Origin of the sequence: Vibrio sp. 99K-1, assembly GCF_013114585.1 — a bacterium.
In the GTDB taxonomy this organism is placed as follows: domain Bacteria; phylum Pseudomonadota; class Gammaproteobacteria; order Enterobacterales; family Vibrionaceae; genus Vibrio; species Vibrio chagasii_B.
Genome location: NZ_VTXF01000014.1, coordinates 121,683 through 146,325, shown reverse-complemented (window position 1 = coordinate 146,325; position 24,643 = coordinate 121,683). Strand labels below are relative to the sequence as shown.

Below are 24,643 nucleotides of genomic sequence, written 5' to 3'. Positions count from 1 at the left end.
ATGACTGTTGAGCTAATCGCTCCAATCGCAATGGACGAAGGCCTACGTTTCGCTATCCGTGAAGGTGGCCGTACTGTAGGTGCTGGTGTTGTAGCTAAAATCTTTGCATAAGATTTGACGAACCACTAGTAAAAAGGGCATCATTTGATGCCCTTTTTCTGCGCTAAAAAAAGAGTTGAACGAATTGGCATCAATTTCAGCTCTTAGTAAAGAATTAAACAGTCTTTTTGACTAAAATGACTGTTAGATGTGTTGTTCTGCAACGCAAAGGAATGTGCCCTGCAACAGCGGGGTTATTGTCGTCTATATTTAAGACTTATCACAGGTTGGTTTTATGAAAGCAAACGCTGAAACTCCTGATAGCTCAAGTGCAGCAGATACAATGAAGTGGGTAGTCGCTTTTGTACTGTTAGCCGCTGCTGTTGTGGGTAATTACCTGTATGGTGAATTGTCTGTTGTAATTCGCGCTGCAGGTGTAGTTGTGCTGATTGCTGCCGCACTAGGCGTTGCAGCAACAACAACTAAAGGTAAAGCTGCGATCGATTTTGCAAAAGAATCTCGCATGGAGATTCGTAAAGTGGTTTGGCCTACTCGCCAAGAAACTATGCAAACTACATTGATCGTTTTAGCTGTATGTATTGTTATGTCTCTAGTGCTTTGGGGAATTGACGGCATTATGGTCCGTTTAGTTTCTCTAGCGACTGGGGTGTAGAGGGTTCTGATTCATGAGTGAAGCTCCAAAAAAACGTTGGTATGTAGTTCAAGCCTTTTCTGGTTTTGAAGGTCGTGTTGCACAATCGCTACGCGAGCATATTAAAATGCACAACATGGAAGAACTATTTGGCGATGTGCTAGTACCTACTGAAGAAGTAGTGGAAATGCGTGCTGGACAACGTCGTAAAAGTGAACGTAAATTCTTCCCTGGCTACGTATTAGTTCAAATGATCATGAATGATGAATCATGGCACTTAGTACGCAGCATTCCGCGTGTTATGGGCTTCATTGGTGGTACCTCTGATCGTCCAGCACCAATCACTGATAAAGAAGCTGATGCTATCTTGAACCGTCTAGAGAAAGCGAGCGAAGCTCCACGTCCTAAGACTATGTTCGAAGCAGGTGAAGTGGTTCGTGTTAACGATGGTCCATTTGCTGACTTCAACGGTACTGTTGAAGAAGTAGATTACGAGAAGAGCCGCATTAAGGTATCTGTATCGATCTTTGGTCGTGCAACACCGGTTGAGCTTGAATTTGGTCAGGTTGAAAAACTGGACTAAGACTCGATTAATTGAACTAAGTTGTGGATAACTTATTAGCAACTTGTTCAAAATAAAAGAGTATAAAAAATCACCTTTTTAGGGTTGTTAAAGGCGCGAATTATGATTATAATTTCGCGCCTTTTTGCTTCTATGGAAGTAAAAAGCGTTAATTGAATTTATGGGGAGCTTGCCTTACGGCTAGCGCATGTACCCAAATATTAGGAAATATCATGGCTAAGAAAGTTGAAGCTTATATCAAACTGCAAGTTGCAGCTGGTATGGCAAACCCGTCGCCACCGGTTGGTCCTGCTCTAGGTCAACACGGTGTTAACATCATGGAATTCTGTAAAGCGTTCAACGCAAAAACAGAATCTGTTGAGAAAGGTCTACCGACTCCAGTAGTTATTACTGTATACAACGACCGTTCTTTCACGTTCGTAACTAAGACTCCACCTGCTGCTGTTCTTCTTAAGAAAGCTGCTGGCGTTAAGTCTGGTTCAGGTCGTCCAAACACTGAAAAAGTGGGTACTGTAACTGACGCTCAAATCCAAGAAATCGCAGAAACTAAAGCTGCTGATATGACTGGTGCTGACATCGAAGCAATGAAGCGTTCAATCGCTGGTACTGCTCGTTCAATGGGCCTAGTGGTAGAGGGTTAATAAGATGGCAAAACTTACTAAGCGTATGCGCGTAATCCGCGACAAAGTTGACGCGACTAAAGAATACGAAATCAACGAAGCTGTTGCACTTCTTAAAGAACTAGCGACTGCTAAATTCGTTGAGTCTGTAGACGTTGCTGTTAACCTAGGCATCGATGCTCGTAAATCTGACCAAAACGTTCGTGGCGCAACTGTGCTACCTCACGGTACTGGCCGTGAAATCCGCGTTGCTGTGTTCACTCAAGGTGCAAACGCAGAAGCAGCTAAAGCAGCTGGCGCAGATGTTGTTGGTATGGAAGATCTTGCTGAGCAAGTGAAGAAAGGCGAAATGAACTTCGACGTTGTTGTTGCATCTCCAGATGCAATGCGTGTTGTTGGTCAACTAGGTACTATCCTAGGTCCACGCGGCCTTATGCCAAACCCTAAAGTTGGTACTGTAACTCCTAACGTTGCTGAAGCGGTTAAGAACGCTAAAGCTGGTCAGGTTCGTTACCGTAACGACAAGAACGGCATCATCCACACTACTATCGGCAAAGCATCTTTCGAAGCTAACCAGCTTCAAGAGAACCTAGAAGCTCTTCTAGTTGCTCTTAAGAAAGCTAAGCCTTCTTCAGCGAAAGGTACTTTCCTGAAGAAAGTAAGCATCTCTACTACTATGGGTGCTGGTGTTGCTGTTGATCAGGCTAGCCTGAACACTCAAGCAAACTAATTTGCTTAGGCGCAGATTTAGTGTATACTTCTGCGCCTAATATTTGTGGTTGGGTGATTTGAAGCAATTCAAATTATCTATCCCAAGACCGTAGGCGCTGTACTTTTCGGAGCTACAGCTTAATAAAACCTACGTAGGCGGTGCCTAATTTAAATGAAGTGATTCATATTTATTAGCATCGTAAACGCTCATTACACACTGTAATGGGTGCTGTAATCACAACCAGAGGTTAATCCAAATGGCTTTAAATCTTCAAGACAAAAAAGCAATTGTTGCTGAAGTCAACGAAGCAGCTAATGGTGCACTTTCTGCAGTTGTAGCTGATTCTCGTGGCGTTGAAGTTGGCGCAATGACTTCTCTACGTAAACAAGCTCGCGAAGCGGGTGTTTACATGAAAGTTGTTCGTAACACACTAGCACGCCGTGCGGTTCAGGGTACAGACTACGAGTGTCTAACTGACACTTTCACTGGTCCAACTCTGATCGCGTTCTCTAACGAGCACCCAGGTGCTGCAGCGCGTCTTTTCAAAGACTTCGCTAAAGAGAACAAAGATTTCGAGATCAAAGCTGCTGCATTTGAAGGCGCAGTTACTGATGCTGAAGTACTAGCGACACTACCAACTTACGACGAAGCTATCGCACGCCTAATGATGTGCATGAAAGAAGCTTCTGCTGGCAAGCTGGTTCGTACTATCGCTGCACTACGTGACCAAAAAGAAGAAGCAGCGGCTTAAGCCTTGCTTTTCACTGGTTGCAAATTAAACTTATTGTTGACTTAAAAGAGAATTGTTATGTCTATTACTAACGAGCAAATCCTAGACGCAGTTGCAGAAATGTCTGTAATGCAAGTTGTTGAGCTTATCGAAGCTATGGAAGAGAAATTCGGCGTATCAGCTGCTGCTGCAGTTGTAGCTGGTGGCGCTGCTGGCGGCGACGCTGCTGCTGAGCAAACTGAATTCGACGTTATCCTAACTTCTGCTGGTTCTAACAAAGTACAAGTTATCAAAGCTGTACGTGGCGCAACTGGCCTAGGTCTTAAAGAAGCTAAAGGTCTTGTAGACTCAGCTCCAGCACCTCTAAAAGAAGGCGTTGACAAAGCTGAAGCTGAAGCTCTTAAAGCACAGCTAGAAGAAGCTGGCGCTTCTGTTGAAGTTAAGTAATTATTACTTAATTTCTTAGCCGCAAGGCTAATGGCTGGTGGTTATTTAACCACCGGCCTTTTTGCGCTGTAGGGCTATGACGAATTTTCCGCTGTTTAAGCGTCATAACCCGAGCAAAAAAACAGTCATGTTTTCGATATGATTGTTCACTACATTAAACAGCTGTTAGTCACTACCCCCTCTGAGGAGTGTTTTGGGTAGTTTGGGTCACTTATCAGCGAGCTGAGGAACCCCATGGTTTACTCTTATACCGAGAAAAAGCGCATCCGTAAGGACTTTGGTACTCGTCCACAAGTTTTGGACATTCCATACCTGTTATCGATCCAGCTTGATTCTTTCGATAAATTCATCGAACAGGATCCAGAAGGTCAATACGGTCTTGAGGCTGCTTTTCGTTCTGTATTCCCAATTCAGAGCTACAACGGCAATTCTGAGCTGCAATACGTTAGCTACCGTCTTGGTGAGCCAGTTTTTGATGTTAAAGAATGTCAAATCCGTGGTGTAACTTACTCAAAGCCACTACGCGTTAAACTACGTCTAGTTATCTTTGATCGAGATGCGCCAGCAGGTACTGTAAAAGACATTAAAGAACAAGAAGTCTACATGGGCGAAATTCCGCTTATGACAGACAATGGTACTTTCGTAATTAATGGTACCGAGAGGGTTATCGTATCCCAGCTGCACCGAAGCCCAGGCGTGTTCTTCGACAGTGATAAGGGTAAGACCCACTCATCTGGTAAAGTTCTTTATAACGCACGTGTAATTCCTTACCGTGGCTCATGGTTAGACTTTGAGTTCGATCCTAAGGATAACTTATTCGTACGTATCGACCGTCGTCGTAAGCTACCAGCTTCAATCATCCTTCGTGCACTAGGTAAGTCAACTGAAGAGATCCTAGATCTGTTCTTCGACAAGGTGAACTTCGAAGTGAAAGACCAAACTCTTCTTATGGAGTTGGTTCCTGATCGTCTACGTGGTGAAACTGCGTCATTCGACATCGAAGCAAACGGTAAAGTTTACGTTGAGACTGGTCGTCGTGTTACTGCTCGCCACATCCGTCAACTTGAGAAAGATGGCGTTGAGCACATCGAAGTACCTGTAGAGTACATCGTTGGTAAAGTTGCATCTAAAGATTACATCAACGAAGCAACTGGCGAGATCATCGTTGGCGCGAACCAAGAGATCAGCCTAGAGGCACTTGCTAACCTATCTCAAGCAGGTCACAAAGCTCTAGAAGTACTGTTCACGAATGACCTAGACCATGGTCCATTCATGTCAGACACTCTACGTGCAGATAGCACAGTAGATCGCATCTCTGCATTGGTAGAAATCTACCGCATGATGCGTCCTGGCGAGCCACCAACGAAAGAAGCTGCAGAGTCTCTATTCGAAAGCCTATTCTTCTCAGAAGAACGCTACGATCTATCAACTGTAGGCCGTATGAAGTTCAACAGCTCTATCGAGCGTGAAGAAGAAGAAGAGCGCGGTACTCTGGATGAATCAGACATCATCGAAGTGATGAAGAAACTGATCGGCATCCGTAACGGTAAAGGCGAAGTGGACGATATCGACCACCTTGGCAACCGTCGTATCCGTTCTGTAGGTGAAATGGCAGAAAACCAATTCCGTGTTGGTCTAGTTCGTGTAGAACGTGCCGTTAAAGAGCGTCTAAGCCTTGGTGACCTTGATGCAATCATGCCTCAAGATCTAATCAACGCTAAGCCTATCTCTGCTGCAGTTAAAGAATTCTTTGGCTCTTCACAGCTTTCACAGTTCATGGACCAAAACAACCCATTGTCAGAAGTTACGCACAAGCGTCGTATCTCTGCTTTAGGTCCTGGTGGTCTTACTCGTGAGCGCGCAGGCTTCGAAGTACGTGACGTTCACGTAACTCACTACGGTCGTCTATGTCCGATCGAAACGCCTGAAGGTCCAAACATCGGTCTAATTAACTCACTGTCTGCATTTGCACGTTGTAACGATTACGGTTTCCTAGAAACTCCGTACCGTCGTGTAGTAGATGGCGTAGTAACAGACGAAGTTGATTACCTGTCTGCAATCCAAGAAGGTCAATTTGTAATCGCGCAGGCGAACACCGTTCTTACTGAAGAAGGTACGTTCGCAGATGAGCTAATCACTGCTCGTCAAAAAGGTGAATCTGGTCTTCACCCTCGCGACCACGTTGACTACATGGACGTTGCGACAAACCAAGTAGTATCTATCGCTGCATCGCTTATCCCGTTCCTAGAACACGATGATGCGAACCGTGCATTGATGGGTGCGAACATGCAACGTCAAGCGGTACCAACACTTAAGGCTGATAAGCCTCTAGTAGGTACTGGTATCGAACGTAACATCGCAGTTGACTCTGGTGTTACGGCGGTTGCTAAACGTGGCGGTATGATTCAGTCTGTGGACGCTTCTCGTATCGTAGTTAAGGTTAACGAAGATGAACTAGTACCTGGCGAAGCTGGTATCGACATCTACAACCTAACTAAGTACACGCGTTCAAACCAGAACACATGTATCAACCAACGTCCTACCGTGCTTCCAGGTGAACCTGTATCACGTGGCGACGTACTAGCTGACGGTCCTTCAACAGACCTTGGTGAGCTAGCACTTGGTCAAAACATGCGTATCGCGTTCATGCCTTGGAACGGTTACAACTTCGAAGACTCGATCTTAGTATCTGAGCGCGTAGTTCAAGAAGACCGTTTCACGACAATCCACATCCAAGAACTATCTTGTGTGGCTCGTGATACTAAGCTGGGCTCTGAAGAGATCACAGCTGATATTCCAAACGTAGGTGAGTCTGCTCTGTCTAAACTAGACGAGTCAGGTATCGTTTACATTGGTGCTGAAGTTAAGGGTGGCGACATCCTAGTTGGTAAAGTAACACCTAAAGGTGAAACTCAACTGACTCCTGAAGAGAAGCTACTGCGTGCAATCTTCGGTGAGAAAGCATCTGATGTTAAAGATACTTCTCTACGTGTACCAAACTCTGTTTCGGGTACTATCATCGATGTACAAGTCTTCACTCGCGATGGCGTAGAGAAAGACAAGCGTGCACTTGAAATCGAACAGATGCAGCTTAAAGAAGCGAAGAAAGACCTAACTGAAGAGTTCCAAATTCTTGAGGGTGGCCTTCTTAACCGTGTTAAAGCTGTACTTCTGTCTGGTGGTTACTCTGAAGCTAAGCTTGATACGATCGGTCGTAAGCAATGGCTAGAGCAAGTTCTAGAAGACGATGCGCTACAAACACAGCTTGAGCAACTTGCTGAGCAGTGGGATGAGCTAAAAGCAGACTTCGATAAGAAGTTTGAAACTAAGCGTCGTAAGATCACTCAAGGTGATGATCTAGCGCCTGGCGTTCTTAAGATTGTTAAAGTTTACCTAGCGGTTAAACGTCGTATCCAGCCTGGTGATAAGATGGCGGGTCGTCACGGTAACAAAGGTGTAATCTCTAAGATTAACCCTGTTGAAGACATGCCATACGATGAGAAAGGTCAGCCTGTAGACATCGTACTTAACCCACTGGGTGTACCATCGCGTATGAACATCGGTCAGATCCTAGAAGTACACTTAGGTCTGGCAGCGAAAGGTATCGGTGACAAGATCAACCAAATGGTTAAGGAACAACAAGAACTTCATAAGTTCCGTGAGTTCCTACAGAAGGTTTATGATCTTGGTGATACTCGTCAGAAAGTTGATATTGCTGAACTGTCTGATGATCAAGTTCGTACACTGATCAAGAACCTACGTGGCGGTCTACCGATTGCTACTCCTGTGTTCGATGGTGCTTCTGAAGCGTTAATCAAAGAACTACTTAAACTGGGTGATCTGCCAGAATCTGGTCAGCTTAAACTGTTTGATGGTCGTACTGGTGACTCGTTTGAGCGTCCTGTAACTGTAGGTTACATGTACATGCTGAAACTGAACCACCTTGTTGATGACAAGATGCACGCTCGTTCTACTGGTTCGTACAGCCTAGTAACTCAGCAACCACTTGGTGGTAAAGCTCAGTTCGGTGGCCAGCGTTTCGGTGAGATGGAAGTATGGGCACTAGAAGCATACGGTGCTGCTTACACGCTTCAAGAAATGCTAACAGTTAAGTCGGATGACGTTAACGGCCGTACTAAGATGTACAAGAACATCGTAGATGGCAACCACAGCATGGAACCTGGCATGCCAGAATCGTTCAACGTACTGTTGAAAGAGATTCGCTCGCTAGGTATCAACATCGAGCTAGAAGACGAAGAGTAATCCCTTCTTTCTTTCTAGAGAAAAGAGATTATTTGGTTGAAGGTGCTCACTTTTGCGGGTGAGCCCCTTTTAACTCCTTACAGGAGCTGATTGTGAAAGACTTATTAAACTTTCTAAAAGCGCAGCATAAGACCGAAGAATTTGATGCAATCAAAATCGGTCTATCTTCACCAGACATGATCCGTTCATGGTCTTTCGGTGAAGTTAAAAAACCTGAAACGATCAACTATCGTACGTTCAAACCTGAACGCGATGGTCTGTTCTGTGCGCGTATTTTTGGTCCAGTTAAAGACTACGAATGTCTTTGTGGTAAATACAAGCGTCTGAAACACCGTGGTGTTATCTGTGAGAAGTGTGGCGTAGAAGTTACACAAACTAAAGTTCGTCGTGACCGTATGGGCCACATCGAGCTTGCTTCACCAGTTGCTCACATCTGGTTCCTAAAATCGCTACCGTCTCGTATCGGTCTACTAATGGATATCCCTCTACGTGATATCGAACGTGTTCTTTACTTCGAAATGTACGTAGTAACTGAACCAGGTATGACTGATCTAGAAAAATCTCAGATGCTTACTGAAGAAGAGTATCTAGATCGCCTAGAAGAGTGGGGTGATGAATTCACTGCTAAGATGGGTGCAGAAGCGATCAAAGATCTGCTTGCAACAATGGACCTTCATCAAGAAGTGGAAGAAATGCGCGAAGAGTTGGAAACAACTAACTCTGAAACTAAGCGTAAGAAGATCACTAAGCGCCTGAAGCTAGTTGAAGCGTTCATTGCATCGGGTAACGATCCGCAATGGATGATTCTGACTGTACTTCCGGTTCTTCCGCCAGATCTACGTCCTCTAGTACCACTAGACGGCGGTCGTTTTGCGACTTCAGATCTGAACGACCTTTACCGTCGTGTGATCAACCGTAACAACCGTTTGAAGCGTCTTCTAGAGCTAGCTGCTCCGGACATCATCGTACGTAACGAAAAGCGTATGCTGCAAGAGTCTGTTGATGCACTTCTAGATAACGGTCGTCGTGGTCGTGCAATCACAGGTTCGAACAAGCGTCCTCTGAAATCTCTTGCTGATATGATCAAGGGTAAACAAGGTCGTTTCCGTCAGAACCTTCTAGGTAAACGTGTAGACTACTCTGGCCGTTCTGTAATCACAGTAGGTCCATACCTTCGTCTACATCAGTGTGGTCTTCCTAAGAAGATGGCACTTGAGCTATTTAAGCCGTTCATCTACAGCAAGCTAGAGACTCGTGGCATGGCTACGACAATCAAAGCTGCTAAGAAGATGGTAGAGCGCGAAGAAGCTATCGTTTGGGATATCCTAGACGAAGTTATCCGCGAACACCCAGTACTGCTTAACCGTGCACCTACACTTCACCGTCTAGGTATCCAAGCGTTTGAACCAGTACTAATCGAAGGTAAAGCGATTCAGCTTCACCCACTAGTGTGTGCGGCATACAACGCCGACTTCGATGGTGACCAAATGGCGGTACACGTGCCTCTAACTCTAGAAGCACAGCTTGAAGCACGTACACTGATGATGTCGACAAACAACATTCTGTCGCCAGCGTCAGGTGATCCGATCATCGTACCTTCTCAGGACGTTGTATTGGGTCTTTACTACATGACTCGTGAAAAGATCAACGTGAAAGGCGAAGGTATGTACCTTGCTGGCCCTGAAGAGGCTGAGAAGGCATACCGTACTAAGACTGCTGAGCTTCACGCTCGCGTTAAAGTTCGTATCACTGAGACCGTTGTAGACGAAGATGGTAACAGCACTACTGAAACGAAGCTGGTTGACACAACAGTTGGCCGTGCAATGCTATGGCAAATCGTTCCAGCTGGCCTACCGTACAGCATCGTTAACCAAAAGCTAGGTAAGAAGCAAATTTCTAACCTACTTAACGAAGCGTACCGTAAGCTTGGTCTTAAGGACACAGTAGTATTCGCTGACCAAATCATGTACGCAGGTTTTGCATACGCTGCACTTTCAGGTGTTTCTGTAGGTATCGACGATATGGTTGTACCTCAAGCGAAATACGATGAAATTGAATCTGCTGAAGAAGAAGTTCGCGAAATCCAAGAGCAATTCCAATCTGGTCTTGTTACTGCGGGTGAGCGTTACAACAAAGTTATCGATATCTGGGCATCTACGAATGACCGCGTTGCGAAAGCGATGATGGATAACCTATCTTCTGAAACAGTTATCAACCGTGACGGCGAAGAAGAACAGCAAGAATCGTTCAACAGCATCTACATGATGGCCGACTCGGGCGCACGTGGTTCTGCAGCTCAGATTCGTCAGCTAGCAGGTATGCGTGGTCTGATGGCGCGTCCAGATGGTTCAATCATCGAAACGCCGATCACAGCGAACTTTAAAGAAGGTCTAAACGTCCTTCAGTACTTTATCTCAACGCACGGTGCTCGTAAGGGTCTTGCGGATACGGCACTGAAAACAGCGAACTCGGGTTACCTAACTCGTCGTCTAGTAGACGTTGCTCAAGACGTTGTAGTACACGAACATGACTGTGGCACGCACGAAGGTATCGACATGATGCCTCACATTGAAGGTGGTGACGTTAAAGTTGCACTTTCTGAGCTTGCTCTAGGTCGTGTAGTAGCTGAAGACGTTCTTAAGCCTGGTACTGAAGATGTACTGATCCCACGTAATACTCTGATTGATGAGAAGTGGTGTCAGATCATGGAAGACAACTCTGTAGATAGCATGAAAGTGCGTTCTGTTGTTACCTGTGATGCAGACTTCGGTTGTTGTGCACAGTGTTACGGTCGTGACCTAGCACGTGGTCACCTAGTGAACCAAGGTGAAGCAGTTGGTGTTATCGCTGCACAATCTATCGGTGAACCGGGTACACAGCTAACGATGCGTACGTTCCACATCGGTGGTGCGGCATCTACTGCAGCAGCAGAGAACAGCATCCAAGCTAAGACAACTGGTACTGTGAAACTTCACAACGCTAAGTTCGTAATCAACAAAGACAAGAAGCTAGTTATCACTTCTCGTGCATCTGAGATGACGATTATTGATGAGTTCGGTCGTACTAAAGAGAAGCACAAACTTCCTTACGGTTCTGTACTGAGCAAAGCGGACAACGACGCAGTAGAAGCTGGCGAAGTTGTTGCTAACTGGGAAGCGCACACTATGCCAATCATCACTGAAGTGGCAGGTCGCATCCAGTTCGTTGATATGATCGATGGCGTAACTGTTTCTCGTCAAACGGATGATCTAACTGGTCTTTCTTCTTCTGAAGTTACAGACGCAGCGGCTCGTCCAGCAGCAGGTAAAGATATGCGTCCAGCGATCAAACTTGTTGACGAGCAAGGTAACGATGTAATGATCCCTGGTACTGAAATGCCAGCTCACTACTTCCTACCTGGTAAAGCGATTGTAAACATTGAAGATGGCGCTGAAGTTGGCATTGGTGACACACTATCTCGTATCCCTCAGAAATCTGGCGGTAACAAAGATATCACCGGTGGTCTACCACGCGTAGCCGACCTATTCGAAGCTCGTAAGCCAAAAGAGCCTGCGATCCTTGCTGAGCACACAGGTACTGTGTCTTTCGGTAAAGAAACGAAAGGTAAGCGTCGTCTAGTAATCACTCGTGAAGGTGGTGACACTTACGAAGAGATGATTCCTAAGCATCGTCAATTGAACGTGTTCGAAGGTGAGAAGATTGAACGTGGTGATGTAATCGCCGACGGTCCTGAAACTCCACACGATATCCTGCGTCTACGTGGTATCCACGCAGTAACTCAGTACATCGCGAACGAAGTTCAAGAAGTTTACCGCTTACAAGGCGTTAAGATTAACGATAAGCACATTGAGACTATCGTTCGTCAAATGCTACGTAAGTGTACAATCACACATTCTGGTGACTCTCAGTTCCTACCTGGCGAACAAGTTGAGTACCACAACGTGAAGATTGCTAACCGTAAGCTAGAAGCTGAAGGTAAAGAACTAGTACGTTTCGAACGTGATCTACTAGGTATTACTAAAGCGTCTCTTGCAACTGAGTCATTCATCTCAGCTGCATCGTTCCAAGAAACGACTCGCGTACTAACAGAAGCTGCGGTTTCTGGTAAGCGTGATGACCTTCGCGGTCTGAAAGAGAACGTAATTGTTGGTCGTCTGATTCCAGCTGGTACTGGTTTCGCATACCACCAAGAGCGTCAAGCTAAGCGTGAAGAAGAGCAGGAAGGTCCATCAGCTGAACAAGCTACTGACAACCTTGCAGCACTTCTAAATGCAGGTTTCTCTTCAGAAGAGTAATCTCTAAGAGATAACAAAAAGGCACCTTCGGGTGCCTTTTTTGTATCTGGCGTTTGGGTTATTGGTGTATGGGTTTAGGCCTGCTTTTACTGATGCTAGCCGGTGAATCATAAGCATTGGTGGTTTGCTGGTGGTACTTAGACTTCAACAAAGTTGAGTGGGTAGGGGAATTATGGGCAAAACAAAAAGCTTGCACAGAGGCAAGCTTCTTAAGGGTTCAGTTAACTAAGCGCCTGGTGGAATCGCTAAGCTGTCTGCAATAAGCTGGATAAGATTATCTTCTACTTCAAAACGCACTTCGAGTAGTTCACCTACTTTCGACATATCTCCTTCGAAGCTAGGCAACTCATCGTTTGCACTTACTTTAACGTACTTATCATTGAACTCTAGAAGCGGCTCGGTTGTGAGTACGATCTTCGCGTAAGTTGTATCAATCTCGTCATTGGTTTTAAAGCCTGTTGCTTGCCATTTCTTCATGACCATATCGTAGATCTTAAAATGGCCTTCTGAGATATAATCGACAACATGATCGCAGAATGAGCTTATTTCTTTAGGAGAAGGGAGTTCAACAACGTTTGATTGCCCGTTGCTAGCTGGCTGCAAGGCACCTAGCTTGCAATATTCGACGATGAGAGCTTGTCGAGTTTCGAGCCAATGATCGATGACCTCGCTTGAGCCACCCCATTGTTCTTGTATTTGTTTAAATTTATTTAGCATGACCATGTCCTCATGATCTGATCACAACCTTGTGATCATTGAAATTGCCTAAGCAGGGTCCGTTTATCGATATCTACTAAAAGTAATAGCTTGAAATATTCTCTGCCACAACTCTAGTATGAAATTAGATTGCCAGTAAAATGAACGAACTGCAAGCAATGAGGCATAGGGATGTTAAAAAAAAGTGATAAGAAAATGACAGAGCAAGCTTATTGGTGCGTCGTTTCCGGTAGTGATATTTGGGTTGATAATGACCAGTTTCCTTTCGGCTCCGCTGATGAACTGGGGCTCAGTGTTGAGCACGCAATCTGCATTGGTCAGTATCAAGGTCGCAAAGTGTATTGGTTGAACGACTGTGATGTTGAGCGTGAGCTGACGATGGTCAATCTAAGAGAGTTATTACACTGGCCTGAATCGAGTTTTCTTACTGCAAGTAAAGCCATCCAATATGGCCATATGACCCAGAGCATGCGTTTCTGCCCGCAGTGTGGTGGTCGCAATCACCTAAACCACAATCAAGTGGCGATGCAGTGTGGAGACTGTCGTACTCTGCATTACCCGCGCATTTTCCCATGCATCATTGTCGCTGTACGAAACGACAACAAGATATTACTCGCGCAGCACCCAAGACATAAAACGGGCATGTATACCGTTATAGCGGGCTTTCTAGAGGTCGGAGAGACCTTAGAACAGTGCGTAGCACGCGAAGTGAAAGAAGAAACGGGGATTGATGTAGGGAATGTTCGCTACTTTGGCAGTCAACCTTGGGCATTCCCGTCGAGTATGATGATGGGTTTTCTTGCTGACTATGCTGGTGGTACGCTCAAGCCAGATTATAGCGAGCTATCTGACGCGCAATGGTTTGACGTGACGACTCTGCCAGATGTGGCGCCAGTGGGCACCATTGCTAGACAACTGATAGAGAAAACGGTTGATGACGTGATTAAAGCAGGCGCAGCTGAACAAGCATTGGAGCACTAAATTGCCTACAGTAGTATTTGGCCTATGGGTGGTCAAAAGCTAAAAAAAACCCTCCACAAGTGGAGGGGGTAAGTAAGATGTCGTTATGAGATGCTGAGTAGTGACTACTCAGGTGTTATAATTGTAATTTTCGCTAGCGAACAAATTTTTAACATGCTCCCTTAATTGGGTGCAAATTAAGCATTGATTTAAAAGTTAATAACTTGATCTAGGTTGCAAAGCACACAGCTTTTACCCCTCAATCAGTGTTAGAATACTTGCTATCAAAACTAGACAAGATTGAATTGGAATTTAACGGAATGACCGAATTAAAGAACGATCGCTATTTACGCGCACTTTTAAAGCAGCCTGTTGATTACACACCGGTATGGATGATGCGCCAAGCTGGCCGCTATCTTCCAGAGTACAAAGCAACGCGTGCTGAAGCAGGCGATTTCATGTCTTTGTGCAAAAACGCGGAACTTGCATCAGAAGTAACCCTTCAACCTTTACGTCGTTTCCCGCTTGATGCGGCAATCTTGTTCTCTGACATCCTAACGATCCCTGATGCTATGGGCCTAGGTTTGTACTTTGAAACAGGTGAAGGTCCTAAGTTTGAGCGTCCTATCACGTGTAAAGCTGACGTAGAAAAAATTGGCCTGCCAGATCCAGAAGGTGAGCTTCAATACGTAATGAACGCAGTACGCCAGATCCGTAAAGATCTAAAAGGCGAAGTGCCACTGATTGGTTTCTCTGGTAGCCCATGGACTCTAGCGACTTACATGGTTGAAGGTGGCAGCTCTAAAGCGTTCACTAAGATCAAGAAGATGATGTACGCAGAGCCACAAACGCTGCACCTACTTCTAGATAAGCTGGCTGACAGTGTCATCGAATACCTAAACGCGCAAATCAAAGCGGGTGCTCAATCGGTGATGGTATTTGATACATGGGGTGGTGTACTGACTCCTCGTGATTACAACCTATTCTCACTGCAATACATGCACAAAATCGTTGACGGTCTGATCCGTGAAAACGATGGTCGTCGTGTACCAGTAACACTATTCACTAAGAACGGTGGCATGTGGCTAGAGCAGATCGCAGCAACGGGCTGTGATGCAGTTGGCCTAGACTGGACTATCAACATCCAAGACGCAGTTAAGCGTGTGGGTGATAAGGTTGCTCTGCAAGGTAACATGGATCCTTCAATGCTTTATGCTTCTCCAGAGCGTATCCGTGAAGAAGTATCGACTATCCTTGAAGGCTTTGGTAATGCGGGTACTGGCCACGTATTTAACCTAGGCCACGGTATTCACTTAGATGTGCCGCCAGAAAACGCTGGTGTGTTCGTTGACGCTGTTCACGAACTGTCTAAGCCTTACCATAAGTAATTCTGAGTAAGATAATTGAAAGCGCTGCTGGGTAACCAGCAGCGCTTTTTTTATTGCCTTCAGATTGGTAATTCTATACTCGTTTAATTTCGGTTGTGTGCAGTTCATTAGGCATTTAGATCATAGTAGGCCAAATGCTCTGAGATGTGTTTGCGGATGTAAGGAATAACCTCACTTTCAAACCATGGGTTCTTCTTGAGCCAGATATTATTGCGTGGTGAAGGGTGGGGAAGTGGTAAAAACTCTGGTGCCCAAACCTGCCAGTTTTTGACGGTCTCTGTCAGCGTATTGGTGGTTCTTTGCTTCAAGTAATAGTTTTGCGCATACTGACCAATCAAAAGTGTCATTTGAATATTGGGCAGTGACTGCAATACTTTCTTATGCCAGAGCTCTGCGCACTCTTTGCGCGGTGGTAGATCGCCACTCTTTCCTTTACCTGGGTAGCAGAACCCCATAGGTACAATCGCGACCTTTTGTTCGTCATAAAAGGTATCGCTGCCTATCCCTAGCCACTCTCTTAATCTTTCCCCACTGGCATCATTCCATGGGATGTATGACTCATGCACCTTGATACCCGGCGCTTGACCAATGATTAACAAGCGCGCGTTTGGGTGTGCTTGAATGACAGGGTTGGCACCGTGTGAGAGGTGAGGCTCACACGCAGTGCATTGTCGTATCTCTTTAAGTAGTGAAGAGGACATCAGTAGCCTTTATTAAAATCAATGACATGGTTTAGGGTAAAGCCATCTCGCCACTGTTGGTAATTCTCAGCAAAGATCTCTACCACTTGTCTCGGTTCACTGAGTGCAGCGATATGTGGCGTAATGGTGACTTGTGGTAGCTTCCAGAAAGGGTGATCTTGCGAAAGGGGCTCGCTTTCAAACACATCAAGAAATGCATGCTCAACCCAACGGTTTTTAATCGCCAGCAACAGCGCTTTGTTGTCGATGCCTTCGCCTCTGCCAACATTAAATAGCAGCACGTTAGAACAATAACCAAGGGTCGTTTGGTTGAGCAGTTGGTAGGTTTCAGCGGTCGAAGGCAAGGTGTTGACCACAATGTCCGCTTGCTTGAGAGCTGCCTCCAGTTCATTGATATGGAAAGTGTCTTTAAAGGTTTCTTGCTTCGATGGGATACCAGTACGGTTGACACCAATGGTATGAATGCCAAACGCCGCAGCGGTTTTTTCTAAATGGCTGCCGATAGACCCTGTGCCTAAAATCACCATAGTTTTGTCAGTTAGGCTAGAATAAAGCTGAGGCTGCCAGTTTCGTTGCTGTTGTTGCTGGTGGTAGTGACGGAAGTGTCTAAAATGGCTGATTGCGTAACCCAAAACGTACTCCGCGATAGCTGGGCCGAAGATACCTTTTACATTGGTTAGCGTGTAATCCTGACGAAGTTCTGGTTGAGTGAGCTTATTGATGCCAGCGTAGGTGCTTTGTACCCACTCAAGCGTTTTAAACTCATTAAGACGCTCGGCTATCAGGGGAGGCGACGCTAATACAATCTCAGCTAACTCGGGGTTTTGAGTGATTTCTAGGTCGGGTAAATCCCGGTTTAGAATCAGTTGCGTATAGGTATCGTCATGCTCAGTCATAATATAGAGCTTATTCGTAAAATTGTTCATCGGCTTACCTTTTCCCCCCAGAGTTTATCAAGTACACTTTCGCTGTCTTTTTCTGCAATTATTGAGTGACTATGCTTCAGAATCCACTGCAGGTTCGTCTTGAAAAGTTAGAACCTTGGCAACAAATTACCTTTATGGCGTGTCTGTGTGAGCGTATGTACCCTAACTATGCCATGTTTTGTGAGAATACAGAATTTGCCGAAGCTCGCATCTATCGTGATGTTTTGGATAGCATTTGGGAAATCCTAACGGTAAAAACGGCAAAGGTGAACTTTGAACGCCAATTAGAGAAAGTTGAAGAGCTTTTCCCTAGCGCAGACGATTTTGACTTCTATGGTGTTTACCCTGCAATGGACGCTTGCCAAGGTTTGGCAACGCTTGTTCATGGCCTGCTTGACCGCGAGCACATGTTTGAAGCTGTGATTAAAGTAAGCCAACAGTCGGTGAAGACGGTTGCTGAGCTTGAGTTTGCTCAAGGTGCTGAAGAAGTGACTAACGAAAACCAGAAAGAAAACGAAGCGGTATGTGAAGAGTGGGACGTTCAGTGGGCTATCTTCCGACCATTGCGTGAAACGACGGAGCGTGACATCGAGTTGATTAAAGACCTACGTCATGAACTGCGTGAAGAACCCGTTAGTAACATTGGTGTTGCTCTGTAATTCAACATCGCACCAAAGTACGAATAAAAACAAAGGCTCCCAAGGGAGCCTTTGTTGTATCTATTGATAGCAAATTACAATTAAGCGTCTTTTTTATCTGCTTTTGACGTTTGCTCTTCATCCGCTGGTTTTGCATCTGAGTTATCGTCTTCTGCTGAAGCTTCTTGCTCTAGCTCGTCTTCTTCATCGCGGTTTTCGATCACACCGTGGGTCTCTTTCCACTTTTCCCAACGCTGAAATGCCAGTTCCTGCATGTCGGTCGTCTTATCCGCTTCGTCAACGATCTCTTCGCCAACAAGGTGTTCAAAAATGTCTTCTAGGGTAATGATGCCTTGGATAGTGCCGTACTCATCAACCACGAGAGATAGCTGTAAACGTTGAGCCATCATTTGGTCAAACGCTTTTGGTAACGGTAAGTTATTCAGTAATACATGAATAGGGCGCATCACATCGCCTAGAGATTTCTCTCCGCTGCCAGCTTGTTGAAGCCTAAACAGCTCTAAGCGATGCACAAAACCGATGATGTTGTCACTCTGCTCGCTGTAAACCAACGGACGTGAGAATGGCGTATCTTTATGATCCGCTAGGAACTGATTGATACTCATCTCAGCATCGACACGGAATACTACTGGTCGCGGTGTCATTACTTGCGTCACAGGTACATCTTGAATGCCAAGTAGGTTGCTTAGGATTTTCGATTCGCCTTCTGCAAATTCACCACTCTCTTTTGCCAAAATCGCCATCGCAGACAATTCATCACGCATTTTTGGTGCTTCGTGACCACGAGCTAGGCGCTTAGTGATCTGCTCAGAGAACCAAACAAACGGTGTTAGGAAGAACACCATCCAACGAAGCACGCTCGCCGATGCTGGCGCAAGTTGACGCCAGTAAGTTGCACCAATGGTTTTGGGAACAATCTCAGACAGTACCAAAATACCTAGAGTTAGCACGGCAGAGAATACACCTAGCCATTGGCTACCAAAAACCACCGCTGCTTGTGCACCTGCTGTCGCAGCACCGATTGTGTGCGCGATGGTGTTAAGCGTTAAAATTGACGCCAGTGGGCGGTCGATGTCTGTTTTCAGTTTGTCTAATGACTCTGCTGCAGGATGCCCATTTTGTTTTAGTTGAGCGATGTAGCTCGGACTAATACTCAAAAGTACAGCTTCCAAAACAGAACAAATGAAAGAAACTCCAATGGCGATGGAGACGTAAATAGTTAGCAGCAGCATGTTTGCCCTTAAATTAAATTGTACGCTTTATCAGCGATTCAGCGTGGATTATAGAGAAAAAGTAGTGGCTAGGTCATCATTAATTTTGCGCTCAGCCCCTTTTAAACAAGGGCTTGCTTAAATAAATCAGTAACAAATTGTGAGTTATTACTCATATTATGGCTAAAACTACGGCATTAGAGTCAAAGATCGACGACAAACCTTTGCCAGATGGGGCATTTATGTTTTAGAGTGAATTGAATTCAAAAATACAAAGAAGGGAAACCTAAAATGAACAAGACTCAATTAATCGACTTTATTGCTGAAAAAGCGGACCTTTCTAAAGCACAAGCTAAAGCTGCTCTAGAAGCGACTCTTGGTGGTGTAACAGATGCTCTTAAAGATGGCGATCAAGTTCAGCTAATTGGTTTTGGTACTTTTAAAGTAAACCACCGTGCAGCTCGCACTGGTCGTAACCCAAAAACTGGTGATGAGATCCAAATCGCTGCTGCAAACGTTCCAGCATTTGTTGCAGGTAAAGCGCTGAAAGATTCAGTGAAATAATCTAAACTGTACCGAGGTAGTCGTATTCCACCTCGGTACAGGTTTTTATGAAAAAAGCATTTCTTCTCGTTTCACTGTTATCTACATTTCTTATTGGCTGTTCTTCAACAAGCCCTCGCAAAAACCTAGAGCAATTTGAAACCTACACCGGCGGCCAAGTCATGGGCGACGCGACAAGTTTCTACTGGGTGACTAACAAGCTCACACAACCTCATACTTCAGCAGACTACGTCACTATGGGCGATTATGGCTGGTATCAAACTGACTATGCATGGTCGGATGGTGTGCTTCGTGAATTTATTCGTGAAGGTGAGCAGCGCAACGCATCAAATGAACTGGCTCCATTTCGGGTTCATGTCCGTTTCAATAAATCAGGCGAAGCTGTGTATCAGCAGTACCGTATTGATGGCAAAATCCTACCAATCCGCGCTAAGCAGCTTGAGACCTACAAGAATGAAGCTACATTAGCTCTAGAGACCACGGCTAAGCAGAATGACGAAGGCTTCAAATTGATCCAAGGCTATTGGAATGGTCAATCTTTCGAAACCTGCACTGGTCGAGAGTTCTCAAGCATCGATATTAACCAAGCCTTACCAAACTTTGTGATTAATCGCTTAGCGTCAGTAGAAAGCTATGCTGCGTTTCTTGGTAGTGATTCACTTGGAAAAATCACTGTAGAAGAGCTATTGATGTTAGCGGAAGAAAGCCACGATTGTGTCGTAAGACCATCATTGCTCAAGAGCAGTGAATAAATCATTAAGAGCGCTTGGCCTACTGTAGGCCAAATGCTCGTTAGTCTGTACATGTGTACGTTGGACAATAAAAAAGGCGCCTACTAGGGCGCCTTTTTCTGTTTTTCGCTTGCTGTCATTTGCTCACTGTTATTGGATAGTAAGCGAGTGACAATCTTGATTACTGCTCTTGCTCGCGCGCAATCGCACGGTAACCAATGTCATTGCGGTGGAACATACCATTCCAGCTCACTTGCTTCGTTAACGCGTATGCGCGTTCCTGAGCTTCAGAAACCGTGTTACCCAGTGCTGTCGCACAAAGTACACGACCACCGTTTGTCACCACGTCGCCAGCTTCGTTATTTGCTGTACCTGCGTGGAAAACCTTTTGGCCTTCAACTTCGCTTGTTGGTAGTGAAATTACGTCGCCTTTTGCGTAGTCAGCAGGGTAGCCGCCAGCCGCAAGAACAACACCAATTGAAGCACGTGGATCCCACTTAGATTCTGCTTCGTCTAGCTTCTCGTCGATAGCCATTAGGCAAAGTTCAACAAGGTCTGACTCCATACGCATCATGATAGGCTGTGTTTCTGGATCGCCGAAGCGGCAGTTGTATTCGATAACTTTCGGAGTGCCGTCAGCATCGATCATTAGGCCAGCGTAAAGGAAACCAGTGTAAGGTGCGCCTTCTGCGTCCATGCCACGTACCGTTGGGTAGATAACTTCTTCAAGGATCCGGTTGTGGATCTCAGGTGTAACCACTGGAGCCGGAGAATAAGCACCCATGCCGCCCGTGTTAGGGCCAGTGTCTTTGTCGCCAACACGTTTGTGGTCTTGGCTGGTGGCCATCGGTAGAACGCTAGAGCCGTCAACCATCACGATGAAACTTGCTTCTTCGCCTTCAAGGAACTCTTCGATAACCACGCGGCTGCCGGCTTCGCCAAATGCGTTGCCTGCTAGCATATCTTTGATTGCGTCTTCTGCTTCTTCCAGAGTCATCGCAACGATAACGCCTTTACCAGCCGCAAGGCCGTCAGCTTTAACTACGATTGGTGCACCTTGCTCACGAACGTAAGCGATAGCTGGCTCAATCTCAGTGAAGTTCGCGTAAGAACCTGTTGGGATGTCGTGACGAGCTAGGAAGTCTTTAGTGAATGCTTTAGAGCCTTCCAGCTGTGCTGCCGCTTGAGTTGGACCAAAGATAGGCAAACCCACTTCGCGGAACGCGTCAACCACACCAATAACCAATGGCGCTTCAGGGCCAACGATAGTCAGTTCGATTTTTTTCTCTTGAGCAAACGCCACTAAACCAGCGATGTCTTCAACGCCGATGTTTACGTTTTCAAGTTTTGACTCAAGTGCAGTACCTGCGTTACCTGGAGCGATGAATACTGTTTCAACGTTTGGGTTTTGTGCTGCTTTCCAACCTAGTGCGTGCTCACGACCGCCAGCACCGATGATTAAAACTCGCATTGTAAAATCCTTAATCTCAAATATCTAAATATTTAAAAAAACAAAGTTATAAGTCTTGCTCAAAGTAGTTGGTGATGTGGCTAGGCAACTACTTTGAGCCCATCCCCGGGAGCATAGTTCGCTATGTGACCCGGGGGGGCGAAAGCAGCTAACGACGCCACAGTGCCAAATACGAAGAGGAAATTAGTGGCGGAAGTGACGCATGCCCGTAAAGATCATCGCCATGCCGTGCTCGTCTGCTGCTGCGATAACTTCGTCATCACGCATAGAGCCGCCTGGTTGGATAACACATTTGATGCCCGCTTCTGCCGCCGCGTCGATACCGTCACGGAATGGGAAGAATGCATCTGATGCCATCACACAACCTTCAACCTGTAGACCTTCGTCTGCAGCCTTGATGCCTGCGATTTTCGCAGAGTAAACACGGCTCATTTGGCCAGCGCCCACACCGATAGTCATGTCACCTTTCGAGTAAACGATCGCGTTAGATTTCACGTACTTCGCTACTTTCCAGCAGAATAGGGCATCTTTTAGCTCTTCAGCGGTTGGTTGACGCTTAGAAACCACTTTAAGGTCATCTTGAGACACCATGCCTTGGTCGCGGTCTTGAACTAGCAAGCCGCCGTTAACGCGTTTCACGTCAAAGCCAGTTGTCTTAGTTGTCCACTCACCACACTCAAGTAGGCGAAGGTTTTTCTTAGCCGCTACGATTTCTACTGCTTCAGCAGAAACAGAAGGTGCAATGATAACCTCAACGAATTGGCGCTCAGTAATAGCGGTTGCTGTTGCAGCGTCTAGTTCGCGGTTGAATGCGATGATGCCGCCAAATGCAGACGTTGGGTCTGTTTTGAATGCACGGTCGTAAGCTTCTAGGATGTCTTCACCTAGTGCTACACCACATGGGTTAGCGTGCTTAACGATCACACATGCTGGCTCATCGAACTCTTTCACACACTCAAGTGCTGCGTCAGTGTCAGCGATGTTGTTGTAAGAAAGTGCTTTACCTTGGATTTGGCGAGCAGTAGAAACAGACGCTTCTTCAGGGTTTGCTTCAACGTAGAATGCTGCCGCTTGGTGGCTGTTCTCACCGTAGCGCATGTCTTGTTTTTTCTCGAACTGCTGGTTGAATGTGCGAGGGAACTTGCTCTTGTTTTCAGGAGAAGGTTCATCACCTTCCTTGTTCTCACCGTAAGATGGAACCATAGTGCCGAAGTAGTTTGCGATCATGCCGTCGTAAGAAGCTGTGTGCTCAAAAGCTGCGATAGCTAGGTCGAAGCGCGTTTCTAGTGTTAGAGATTTCTCGTTCGCGTCCATTTCAGCGATAACGCGGTCGTAGTCGTGAGCGTTAACAACGATAGTTACGTCTTTGTGGTTTTTCGCTGCAGAGCGAACCATTGTTGGACCACCGATGTCGATGTTCTCAACGGCATCAGCAAGCGTACAGCCTTCTTTAGCAACGGTTTCTGCGAATGGGTATAGGTTTACAACGACCATATCGATAGGGTTGATACCGTGAGTTTCCATCACGTCATCATCTTGACCACGACGGCCTAGAACACCACCATGAACTTTTGGATGCAGAGTCTTAACACGGCCGTCCATCATTTCTGGGAAACCAGTGTAGTCAGATACTTCTGTAACAGAGATGCCTTTTTCAGCAAGCAGGCGAGCAGTGCCACCGGTAGATAGGATATCTACACCACGGTTAGCAAGAGCTTGTGCAAATTCAACGATACCAGTTTTGTCTGATACGCTGATTAGAGCGCGGCGAATTGGACGAGCGTTATTCATGCTTCCATCTTCCTCAAATTCATGGGGTTAAAATAAAGATATTTGCCAAAAAAGAACTTGTTTCTATCTTCTCAACGTGGATTATTTTAGATTCCAGTAAGAGATAAAATATTGGCCAGTTTTGGTAAAGACCTTTGAGGTTAGTCTTACGATTAAGCTATAAGATAACCAACTCCAAATTTGATGGCGCAGATTCTAACTAATTTATTACAAAAAAGCTCGCGCAATCGTTTGGCATCTCAAAAATAATTATGAAAAGTGCCATTTCAGCTTAAAAAGTAACGATAAGGTTAATTGTGAAATGGATGAAGGAATAGGGAAAAACATGTTTCAGATCGGTGAATTAGCGAAACGATGCGGTGTGACAGCCGATACCTTGCGCTTCTACGAAAAAAATAATTTGATTGCACCAGCGAGCCGTAGTGAATCGGGGTATCGCCTATATGATGAAAATAACCAAAAACAGGTGACCTTTATCCTCAAATCCAAAGAGTTGGGGCTGAGTTTAGATGAGGTTAAAGAATTGCTCGAGATTCGCCTAGAAGCAACACAACATAGTTGTGCCGAAGTGAAGTCCATCACTACTGCCAAGTTGGAGATGATCGATGAGAAGATTACTGAATTAACCAAGATTCGCACCGCGCTTAAAAAGATTAACGATGCGTGTTGTGGCCATATAGACGACGATGCTAGCCATTGTTCAATTCTGGCAGCGTTAGACTCAGCTAATGTTGAAAAAGGGCGCTGCTGCAGCTAACAGGCGCTCTGGTAAATGGGTAACCTATCCATTATTACCCATTTCTCCGTTATCTAATCTACAAGCCAAAAAAAAGCCAAACTCAATCAATGAGCTTGGCTTTCAATTCAATTAATTACGAAAGAACGATTAGTTCATGCCGTATTTTTTAAGTTTCTTGCGAAGAGTACCGCGGTTGATACCCATCATAGTTGCTGCGCGAGTTTGGTTACCGCGAGTGTACTGCATGATGGTGTCTAGTAGTGGCTGTTCAACTTCAGCTAATACTAGTTCGTATAACTCGCTGACTTCTTGACCGTTTAATTGAGCAAGGTAGTTTTTCAATGATGCTTTCACTGAATCACGTAGTGGTTTCTGCGTGATTTGGTCTTGTGATGTTACTGTAGTCACTGTCAATGCTTCTGAAGTCAGATTTTGTTCGAACAT

The 24,643-nt window shown here is 45.5% G+C and carries 22 protein-coding genes and 1 pseudogene; 15 read left to right on the top strand and 8 right to left on the bottom strand.

The window, feature by feature from the left end:
- From F0228_RS12955 to rpoC, 9 genes are all read left to right on the top strand, one after another.
- Positions 1-111 carry an elongation factor Tu gene (locus F0228_RS12955; RefSeq protein WP_010435560.1) on the top strand — a complete coding sequence of 37 codons (111 nt, stop codon included), beginning with the start codon at positions 1-3 and terminating at the stop codon, positions 109-111.
- Positions 112-334: 223 nt separating this feature from the next.
- Positions 335-712 carry a preprotein translocase subunit SecE gene (secE, locus tag F0228_RS12950; RefSeq protein WP_004737071.1) on the top strand — a complete coding sequence of 126 codons (378 nt, stop codon included), beginning with the start codon at positions 335-337 and terminating at the stop codon, positions 710-712.
- A 13-nt stretch (positions 713-725) separates the two neighbouring features.
- Positions 726-1,274 (top strand): transcription termination/antitermination protein NusG, encoded by a 549-nt coding sequence (gene nusG / locus F0228_RS12945; RefSeq protein WP_032549909.1) that lies wholly within the window; start codon positions 726-728, stop codon positions 1,272-1,274.
- 212 nt (positions 1,275-1,486) lie between these two features.
- Complete coding sequence (gene rplK, locus F0228_RS12940) at positions 1,487-1,915, top strand: 50S ribosomal protein L11 (protein WP_026084318.1); 429 nt, start codon at positions 1,487-1,489, stop codon at positions 1,913-1,915.
- A 4-nt stretch (positions 1,916-1,919) separates the two neighbouring features.
- On the top strand, positions 1,920-2,624 hold the full coding sequence (rplA, locus tag F0228_RS12935; protein WP_061034325.1) for a 50S ribosomal protein L1: 705 nt from the start codon (positions 1,920-1,922) through the stop codon (positions 2,622-2,624).
- A 238-nt stretch (positions 2,625-2,862) separates the two neighbouring features.
- Positions 2,863-3,357, top strand: a complete 495-nt coding sequence (gene rplJ / locus F0228_RS12930; protein ID WP_004737075.1) for a 50S ribosomal protein L10 — start codon at positions 2,863-2,865, stop codon at positions 3,355-3,357.
- Between the two features lie 57 nt (positions 3,358-3,414).
- Positions 3,415-3,783 (top strand): 50S ribosomal protein L7/L12, encoded by a 369-nt coding sequence (gene rplL / locus F0228_RS12925; RefSeq protein WP_061034324.1) that lies wholly within the window; start codon positions 3,415-3,417, stop codon positions 3,781-3,783.
- Between the two features lie 234 nt (positions 3,784-4,017).
- Entirely contained in the window at positions 4,018-8,046 is a 4,029-nt protein-coding gene (gene rpoB / locus F0228_RS12920; protein WP_008224041.1) for a DNA-directed RNA polymerase subunit beta, read from the top strand.
- 92 nt (positions 8,047-8,138) lie between these two features.
- Positions 8,139-12,341: a DNA-directed RNA polymerase subunit beta' gene (gene rpoC, locus F0228_RS12915; RefSeq protein ID WP_061034323.1), complete on the top strand. Its 4,203-nt coding sequence runs from the start codon at positions 8,139-8,141 to the stop codon at positions 12,339-12,341.
- Between the two features lie 225 nt (positions 12,342-12,566).
- On the opposite strand, the gene rsd is transcribed toward rpoC, so the two are convergent.
- On the bottom strand, positions 12,567-13,064 hold the full coding sequence (rsd, locus tag F0228_RS12910) for a sigma D regulator (protein WP_105057680.1): 498 nt from the start codon (positions 13,062-13,064) through the stop codon (positions 12,567-12,569).
- Between the two features lie 165 nt (positions 13,065-13,229).
- On the opposite strand from rsd, the gene nudC reads away from it, so the two are divergent.
- Positions 13,230-14,039 carry an NAD(+) diphosphatase gene (gene nudC, locus F0228_RS12905; protein WP_171731933.1) on the top strand — a complete coding sequence of 270 codons (810 nt, stop codon included), beginning with the start codon at positions 13,230-13,232 and terminating at the stop codon, positions 14,037-14,039.
- A gap of 299 nt (positions 14,040-14,338) precedes the next feature.
- Positions 14,339-15,406 carry a uroporphyrinogen decarboxylase gene (gene hemE / locus F0228_RS12900; protein WP_105057678.1) on the top strand — a complete coding sequence of 356 codons (1,068 nt, stop codon included), beginning with the start codon at positions 14,339-14,341 and terminating at the stop codon, positions 15,404-15,406.
- A 107-nt stretch (positions 15,407-15,513) separates the two neighbouring features.
- Here hemE and F0228_RS12895 read toward each other — a convergent pair whose 3' ends face one another.
- Together F0228_RS12895 and F0228_RS12890 are read right to left on the bottom strand one after the other, a co-directional pair.
- On the bottom strand, positions 15,514-16,107 hold the full coding sequence (locus tag F0228_RS12895) for a uracil-DNA glycosylase family protein (protein ID WP_105057677.1): 594 nt from the start codon (positions 16,105-16,107) through the stop codon (positions 15,514-15,516).
- Entirely contained in the window at positions 16,107-17,033 is a 927-nt protein-coding gene (locus F0228_RS12890) for a D-2-hydroxyacid dehydrogenase (RefSeq protein WP_171731932.1), read from the bottom strand. Before F0228_RS12890 ends, F0228_RS12895 begins: the two co-directional genes overlap by 1 nt.
- A gap of 71 nt (positions 17,034-17,104) precedes the next feature.
- Between F0228_RS12890 and F0228_RS12885 the strand changes: the two genes are divergently transcribed.
- Positions 17,105-17,692 carry a DUF416 family protein gene (locus tag F0228_RS12885; protein ID WP_061033578.1) on the top strand — a complete coding sequence of 196 codons (588 nt, stop codon included), beginning with the start codon at positions 17,105-17,107 and terminating at the stop codon, positions 17,690-17,692.
- An 80-nt stretch (positions 17,693-17,772) separates the two neighbouring features.
- Here the strand turns inward: F0228_RS12885 and F0228_RS12880 are convergent, their stop codons facing one another.
- Positions 17,773-18,924, bottom strand: coding sequence for a hemolysin family protein (locus tag F0228_RS12880; protein WP_116871564.1), 1,152 nt, complete (start codon positions 18,922-18,924; stop codon positions 17,773-17,775).
- Between the two features lie 270 nt (positions 18,925-19,194).
- On the opposite strand from F0228_RS12880, the gene hupA reads away from it, so the two are divergent.
- Together hupA and F0228_RS12870 are read left to right on the top strand one after the other, a co-directional pair.
- A complete protein-coding gene (gene hupA / locus F0228_RS12875) occupies positions 19,195-19,467 on the top strand; it encodes a nucleoid-associated protein HU-alpha (protein ID WP_004729753.1) in 273 nt (90 codons plus the stop codon).
- A gap of 47 nt (positions 19,468-19,514) precedes the next feature.
- Positions 19,515-20,219 carry a DUF1481 domain-containing protein gene (locus F0228_RS12870; protein WP_061033580.1) on the top strand — a complete coding sequence of 235 codons (705 nt, stop codon included), beginning with the start codon at positions 19,515-19,517 and terminating at the stop codon, positions 20,217-20,219.
- 160 nt (positions 20,220-20,379) lie between these two features.
- Here the strand turns inward: F0228_RS12870 and purD are convergent, their stop codons facing one another.
- From purD to F0228_RS25995, 3 genes and pseudogenes are all read right to left on the bottom strand, one after another.
- Complete coding sequence (gene purD / locus F0228_RS12865; protein ID WP_171762292.1) at positions 20,380-21,669, bottom strand: phosphoribosylamine--glycine ligase; 1,290 nt, start codon at positions 21,667-21,669, stop codon at positions 20,380-20,382.
- Positions 21,670-21,852: 183 nt separating this feature from the next.
- Entirely contained in the window at positions 21,853-23,460 is a 1,608-nt protein-coding gene (gene purH / locus F0228_RS12860; RefSeq protein WP_171762291.1) for a bifunctional phosphoribosylaminoimidazolecarboxamide formyltransferase/IMP cyclohydrolase, read from the bottom strand.
- Positions 23,461-23,639: 179 nt separating this feature from the next.
- Positions 23,640-23,763: pseudogene (locus F0228_RS25995) on the bottom strand (phosphoribosylamine--glycine ligase); the annotation flags it as partial.
- A 22-nt stretch (positions 23,764-23,785) separates the two neighbouring features.
- Between F0228_RS25995 and zntR the strand changes: the two are divergent.
- A complete protein-coding gene (gene zntR / locus F0228_RS12855; protein WP_171762294.1) occupies positions 23,786-24,217 on the top strand; it encodes a Zn(2+)-responsive transcriptional regulator in 432 nt (143 codons plus the stop codon).
- 129 nt (positions 24,218-24,346) lie between these two features.
- Here zntR and fis read toward each other — a convergent pair whose 3' ends face one another.
- Complete coding sequence (gene fis / locus F0228_RS12850; RefSeq protein WP_004729744.1) at positions 24,347-24,643, bottom strand: DNA-binding transcriptional regulator Fis; 297 nt, start codon at positions 24,641-24,643, stop codon at positions 24,347-24,349.